The following is a 1,190-nucleotide window of genomic DNA, read 5'->3' as shown; positions in this document are numbered from 1 at the left end:
GGAGATTCTATGTTGCAGGGGAACCCTGCAACTTCAAATTCGGCTGGTATTCGCTCTGGTTTTTCATGAGGGCGAATGCCACTCGGCAAAGCTTGCGGGCAAGAATGACCAAGGCCTGAGTTCTGGCCAGACCTCTAGCCAAATAGCACTCATAGTACGGCTTCCAGACGGGAGACCGGCACGCCGCCATGGCGGCATTGTGCGCAAGTCGCCGTAACTCTCCATCACCTTTTTTGCTCAAGTGGCGGGGGCTGTGCTTCTTCGCCGAATCCTTTGCTCTCAAATCCATCCCCAAAAAGGCAATGAACGCATCGGCACTGGCGAAATGACCACGCATGAAGGTGGTTGCCAAACCAGTAGCAGTCAGTTCGCCGATCCCTTCAATCGCTTTGCAGCGTCTGATGTTTTCGCTAATACCAGCCTCTTGGCTAGCCTTACGCAGTAACTTCTGAATAGCCTGATCAGACTGTTTGAAGTGCTCCAACTGCTGGGCCGATAGCGCTTTCAAAAGGGGTTCGCTCGACCAGCTCAGCATGAGCGCGACGTGGGCTTTTATCAGTTGAGCACGTTTGTTAAGCAAGCTTTTAAGCACGGTATAGAGCGGCGGCGGTGGGTTCCAGATCCGCAGCCGTTGCTGCTCACTGGACAGATAACGTGCCAGCAGGCGGGCATCACACGGATCGGTTTTTGCTCGCTGGCCAATACTTTCGCGGTAATGACTCACCCGATAAGCATCCACAACATAAACGCGATGGCCCATGCCATGAGCCAGTTCAGCCGCGTCCAAGTGGTAGAGGCTGGTGGCCTCCAGGGCAATCGAGCTTTGCGCCGGCAGGGTCTTGAGCCAACGGCCTATAGCCGTGCGATCGTTGCTGATGAACTGGGTATTTTCCAGGTCCTCGCGGTAAACGACGATTTCGGCCTTGGCCACGTCGATACCAACCACCGTTGGTGAGGTAAGGATTGTCATGACGAATCCTCGGAGCTAGGGTTTAGATGCTTGTCGGGGTCTACCGTAGCGCTGGCTTGCCTCTATCGTCGGTTTTACCGATGAATTCCTTATCGGCGCTTTAGGTAGAAAGGGCGGAACGAGAAGTCTCCCACGGTCCGTACTGGCTAGAGTCGGAATCGAGCTGTTAGTCCCGCCCACCCCTTCAAGTCTAAACATACAAGCGAGCTTGCTCGCGATG

Annotated in this window: 1 protein-coding gene; it reads right to left on the bottom strand. The window is 54.7% G+C overall.

The genetic code is table 11. The annotated features are described in order from the left end of the window. Positions 1–7: 7 nt before the first annotated feature. Positions 8–970, bottom strand: coding sequence for an IS110 family transposase (locus KGA98_RS28415; RefSeq protein ID WP_218544106.1), 963 nt, complete (start codon positions 968–970; stop codon positions 8–10). Positions 971–1,190 lie beyond the last annotated feature (220 nt).

It is taken from the genome of Pseudomonas sp. BF-R-24, from assembly GCF_019947335.1.
GTDB classification, from domain to species: Bacteria; Pseudomonadota; Gammaproteobacteria; order Pseudomonadales; family Pseudomonadaceae; genus Aquipseudomonas; species Aquipseudomonas jessenii.
This window is presented reverse-complemented; position numbering and strand designations above follow the sequence as displayed.

What these genes read in the sequence shown, in the direction of transcription:
- KGA98_RS28415 (WP_218544106.1), bottom strand. Translation starts at nt 970, where the DNA reads ATGACAATCCTTACCTCACCAACGGTGGTTGGTATCGACGTGGCCAAG.